The following is a 4,885-nucleotide window of genomic DNA, read 5'->3' as shown; positions in this document are numbered from 1 at the left end:
GCGGCGGCGATCACTTGGGGGTCGTGGGGGTCGAGGAAGACGGCGCGTTGGGAGGCGAGGAGGTCGTGCTCGTCCTGGACGGCGGCGGCTTCGGTGACCTTGTCGGCGTCGTAGAGGACGAGGCCGAGGTAGCGCAGGCGTCCGACGCAGGTCTCGGAGCACACGGTGGGCAGGCCGACCTCGATGCGGGGGTAGCACAGGGTGCACTTCTCGGCCTTGCCGGTCTTGTGGTTGAAGTAGACCTTCTTGTAGGGGCAGCCGGTGACGCACATGCGCCAGCCGCGGCACTGGTCCTGGTCGACCAGGACGATGCCGTCCTCGGCCCGCTTGTACATGGCCCCCGAGGGGCAGGACGCGACGCAGGCGGGGTTGAGGCAGTGCTCGCAGATGCGGGGCAGGTAGAACATGAACGTCTTGTCGAGCTCGGTCGCGACGTGCTCGGACATGTGGGCCAGGATCGGGTCCTGGTCCATGGTGGCGGTGGACCCGGCGAGGTCGTCGTCCCAGTTCGCCGACCAGGAGATGTTGATGTCCTTGCCCGTGAGCAGGGACTTGGGGCGCGCGACCGGGGTGTGGGCGCCCTGGGGGGCCGAGAGCAGCATGTCGTACTCGTACGTCCACGGTTCGTAGTAGTCGTGGATCGAGGGCAGGACGGGGTTGGAGAAGATCGTGGCGAGCTTCTTCAACCGCCCCCCGGCGCGCAGCTTCAGCTTGCCCTTCTTCGTGCGGACCCACCCGCCCTGCCAGCGGTCCTGGTCCTGGTAGGTGCGGGGGTAGCCGAGTCCGGGGCGGGTCTCGACGTTGTTGAACCACACGTACTCCACGCCCGTGCGGTTGGTCCAGGCCTGCTTGCACGTGACCGAGCACGTGTGACACCCGATGCACTTGTCCAGGTTCATCACCATCGACATCTGCGCCATCACCCGCACGACGCCACCCCCTCCCGCGCCGACGACGCCCTGCCCGCGACCGGTCCCCGCGCTGTTCCGCGCCTGGTCACGCGTGTCACGAGTGTCACGAGTGTCACGAGTACCGCACCTCCTGGCTACGTCGGCGGATGACAGTCATCTCGTCGCGCTGGTTCCCCGTGGGCCCCAGATAGTTGAAGGCGTAGGAGAGCTGGGCGTACCCGCCCGCGAGGTGCGTCGGCTTGAGGAGGATGCGCGTGAGCGAGTTGTGGATGCCGCCGCGCAGCCCGGACGTCTCGGCGAGCGGGACGTCGATCGTGCGGTCGGTCGCGTGGTGCATGTAGACCGTGCCCTCGGGCATCCGGTGGCTCACCACCGCCCTCGCCACGACCACGCCGTTGCGGTTGTACGCCTCGATCCACTCGTTGTCCGCGACCCCGATCTTGGCGGCGTCGGCGGGCGACATCCAGACGTTCGGACCGCCTCGCGAGAGGGACAGCATGAAGAGGTTGTCCTGGTACTCCGAGTGGATCGACCACTTGTTGTGCGGGGTCAGGTACCGCACCGCGACCTCGGCGTGGCCGCCGGAGGCGGGGTAGCCCGACGGCGACGTGTCGCCCACGACCGGCGAGTCGCCGAACAGGCGGTGCATGTCCAGCGGTGGTCGGAAGATCGGCATGTGCTCGCCGAGCTCGATCATCCAGTCGTGGTCGAGGTAGAGGTGCTGGCGACCCGTGAGCGTGTGCCACGGCTTGAGCCGCTCCACGTTGACGACGAACGCCGAGTACCGGCGGCCCCCGTGCTCGGAGCCGGACCACTCGGGAGACGTGATGACCGGCGTCGGGCGCGACTGCACGTCCGGGAACGTCACGCGCTTGCCCTGCTCGTCGAGCGCGAGGTCCGCGAGCCGGGTGCCCGTGCGCTGCTCGACGTGCTCGAACCCCTGCACCGCGAGCCGCCCGTTCGTCGTCCCCGAGAGCGCGAGGATCATCTCGCAGGCGTGCGTGTCCCGGTCCAGGCGCGGGCGCCCGGCCGCAGGACCGTCCTGGACGAGGCCGTTGCGACGTCCGAGGTCGGCGACCTCGGGCGCGGGCGAGAAGTGCACGCCCTTGGTGACCATGCCCGCCTTCTCGGTGAGCGGCCCCAGCGACGCCATGCGCGCGGCGAACGCCGGGTAGTCGCGCTCGACCACCACGAGCTTCGGCATCGTCACGCCCGGCACGAGCTCGCGCTCCGTCACCGGGAGCCCCGAGTCGGGGAGCGCGCCGTGCGGGACGGCCATCTCGTCCGGGGTGTCGTGCGCGAGCGGCGCGGCGACGAGGTCCTCGCGGACCCCGAGGTGGGTCGTCGCAAGCTCGGACACCTTGCCCGCGAGCGTGTGGAAGATGTCGAAGTCCGTGCGCGTCTGCCACGGCGGGTTGATCGCCGGGTTGAACGAGTGCACGAACGGGTGCATGTCCGTGGACGACAGGTCGTGCTTCTCGTACCAGGTCGCCGCCGGCAGCACGACGTCGGAGAACAGCGTCGTCGACGTCATCCGGAAGTCGAGCGTGACGAGCAGGTCGAGCTTGCCCTGCGGCGCCTCGTCCCGCCACGTCATCGACCGCGGGCGACGCTCGGGGCTCGACTCCGCCGCGTTGACCGCGGCGTCCGTCCCGAGCAGGTGCTTGAGGAAGTACTCGTTGCCCTTGCCCGACGACCCGAGGATGTTCGCGCGCCACACCGTCACGACCCGGGGGAAGTTCGCCGGGTCGTCCGGGTCCTCGCACGCGAACCGCAGGTTCCCGGCCTTGAGCTCGTCGACCACGTGCTGCGCGGGCTCCTTGCCCGCCGCGCGGGCCTCGTCCACGAGGTCGAGCGGGTTGCGGTCGAACGTCGGGTAGCTCGGCATCCAGCCGCGCTGCGCCGACTCGACGAGCGTGTCCGCCGTGGTGCGACCCGAGAACTGCCCCTGCGCGAGCGGCGACGCGAGCGCGTCCGCGGGCAGGCCGTCGTAGCGCCACTGGTCCGTCGCGAGGTACCAGAACGCGGTGCCGATCATCTGCCGCGGCGGTCGCGACCAGTCCAGGCCGCCCGCGTACTGCGCCCACCCGGTCACCGGGCGGCACTTCTCCTGCCCCACGTAGTGCGCCCACCCGCCGCCGTTCACGCCCTGGCAGCCGGTGAGCGTCGTCAGGGCGAGCATCGCGCGGTAGATCGTGTCGGAGTGGAACCAGTGGTTGGTGCCCGCTCCCATGATGATCATCGAGCGCCCGCCCGAGTCCAGCGCGTTCTGCGCGAACTCGCGCCCGATCCGCTCGGCCGCCGCGGCGGGCACCCCGGTGAAGCGCTCCTGCCACGCGGGCGTCGCGGGCGTCGCGTCGTCGTTGTAGCCCTCGGGCCACTCGCCGGGCAGCCCCAGCTCCGGGCGGTTCACGCCGTACTGCGCGAGCAGCAGGTCCAGCACCGTCGTGACGAGCCGCCCGCCGACCCGGCGGGCCGGGACCCCACGCACGACGACGCCGGCGCCGCCCAGGTGCGCGGCGGCCTCGTCGCCAGGCGCCGGGTCGAGGTCGAACCGCGGCAGCGCGACAGCGACCGTCTCGTAGGTGAGATCTGCCGAGGTAGAGCCCTGGTACCGCGAGGTAGAGCCCCGGTCCGCCGAGGTAGAGCCTTGGTTCGGCGAGGTAGAGGCCGGGTCGGACGACGGGCGCTCGGGGACGGTGTCGCGGGTGGGTGCGGCCTGCGGGGCGCCCCAGAAGACGCCGTGGGGGTCGGCGACGGAGAGCAGCGGGTCGATGTCGCCGAGATCGAGGTTCCACCGGCCGGCGTCGGCCTCGCCGTAGCGGTGGCCGAGGCTGCCGTTCGGGACGCGCGGGGTGCCGTCGGCGTCGAGCACGACCGTCTTGAAGCGGGCGTTCGAGGAGGAGGCGTCGTCGTCGCCGGGGCGACCGACGCCGTCGGGCAGGTCCGCCGCGGTGAGGAACTTCCCGGGCACGTAGCCCGACCCCGACCCCGAGCCGTCGCCGTGCTCGTCGAGGACCACGAGGTTCGGGAGGTCGGTGAACCGCGCCGCGTACTCCGCGAACTGCGGGGTGCGGCGCTGCGCGTAGTGCTCGGTGAGGATGACGTGGCCCATGGCCTGGGCGAGGGCGCCGTCGGTGCCGGGGTGCGGGGCGAGCCACTCGTCGGCGAACTTGGTGTTGTCCGCGTAGTCGGGGGACACCACGACGACCTTCTGCCCGCGGTAGCGGGCCTCGGTCATGAAGTGGGCGTCGGGGGTGCGGGTGACCGGGACGTTGGAGCCCCACATGATGCAGTAGGTGGAGTTCCACCAGTCGGCGGACTCGGGGACGTCGGTCTGGTCGCCGAACACCTGGGGGGAGGCGACGGGCAGGTCGGCGTACCAGTCGTAGAAGGACAGCATCGTGCCGCCGAGCATCTGGACGAACCGGGCGCCGACACCGTGGGAGACCATCGACATCGCCGGGATCGGGGAGAAGCCGGCGACGCGGTCGGGGCCGTAGGTCTTGATGGTGTGCACGTGGGCGGCGGCGACGATCTCGGCGGCCTCGTCCCAGGTCGCGCGCACGAGCCCGCCCTTGCCGCGCGCGGACTTGTAGGCGCGGGCCGCGTCGGGGTCGGAGGTGAGCATCTCCCAGGCGAGCACCGGGTCGCCCCCGACCGTGCTCTTCGCGCGCCGGTACAGGTCGAGCAGGGTGCCGCGGACGTAGGGGTAGCGCACGCGGGTGGGGGAGTAGGTGTACCAGGAGAACGCGGCGCCGCGGGGGCAGCCGCGGGGTTCGTACTCGGGGGAGTCGGGGCCGACGGAGGGGTAGTCGGTCTGCTGGGTCTCCCAGGTGATGATGCCGTCCTTGACGTAGACCTTCCAGGAGCAGGACCCGGTGCAGTTCACGCCGTGGGTGGAGCGCACGACCTTGTCGTGGGACCAGCGGTCGCGGTAGAACACGTCGCCCTGGCGCCCGCCGGTCAGGAAC

General features: G+C 71.2%; 2 protein-coding genes. Both read right to left on the bottom strand.

What is annotated here, in order from left to right:
• On the bottom strand, window positions 1-929 hold a 929-nt coding region (gene narH, locus A0J59_RS20205; RefSeq protein ID WP_064317267.1), incomplete at its 3' end, for a nitrate reductase subunit beta.
• A 94-nt stretch (window positions 930-1,023) separates the two neighbouring features.
• Window positions 1,024-4,885 (bottom strand): nitrate reductase subunit alpha (locus tag A0J59_RS20200; protein ID WP_255365385.1); only part of this gene is annotated, 3,862 nt, incomplete at its 5' end.

Origin of the sequence: Cellulosimicrobium sp. I38E, from assembly GCF_001647255.1 — a bacterium.
Classification (GTDB): Bacteria; Actinomycetota; Actinomycetes; order Actinomycetales; family Cellulomonadaceae; genus Cellulosimicrobium; species Cellulosimicrobium cellulans_E.
This window is presented reverse-complemented; position numbering and strand designations above follow the sequence as displayed.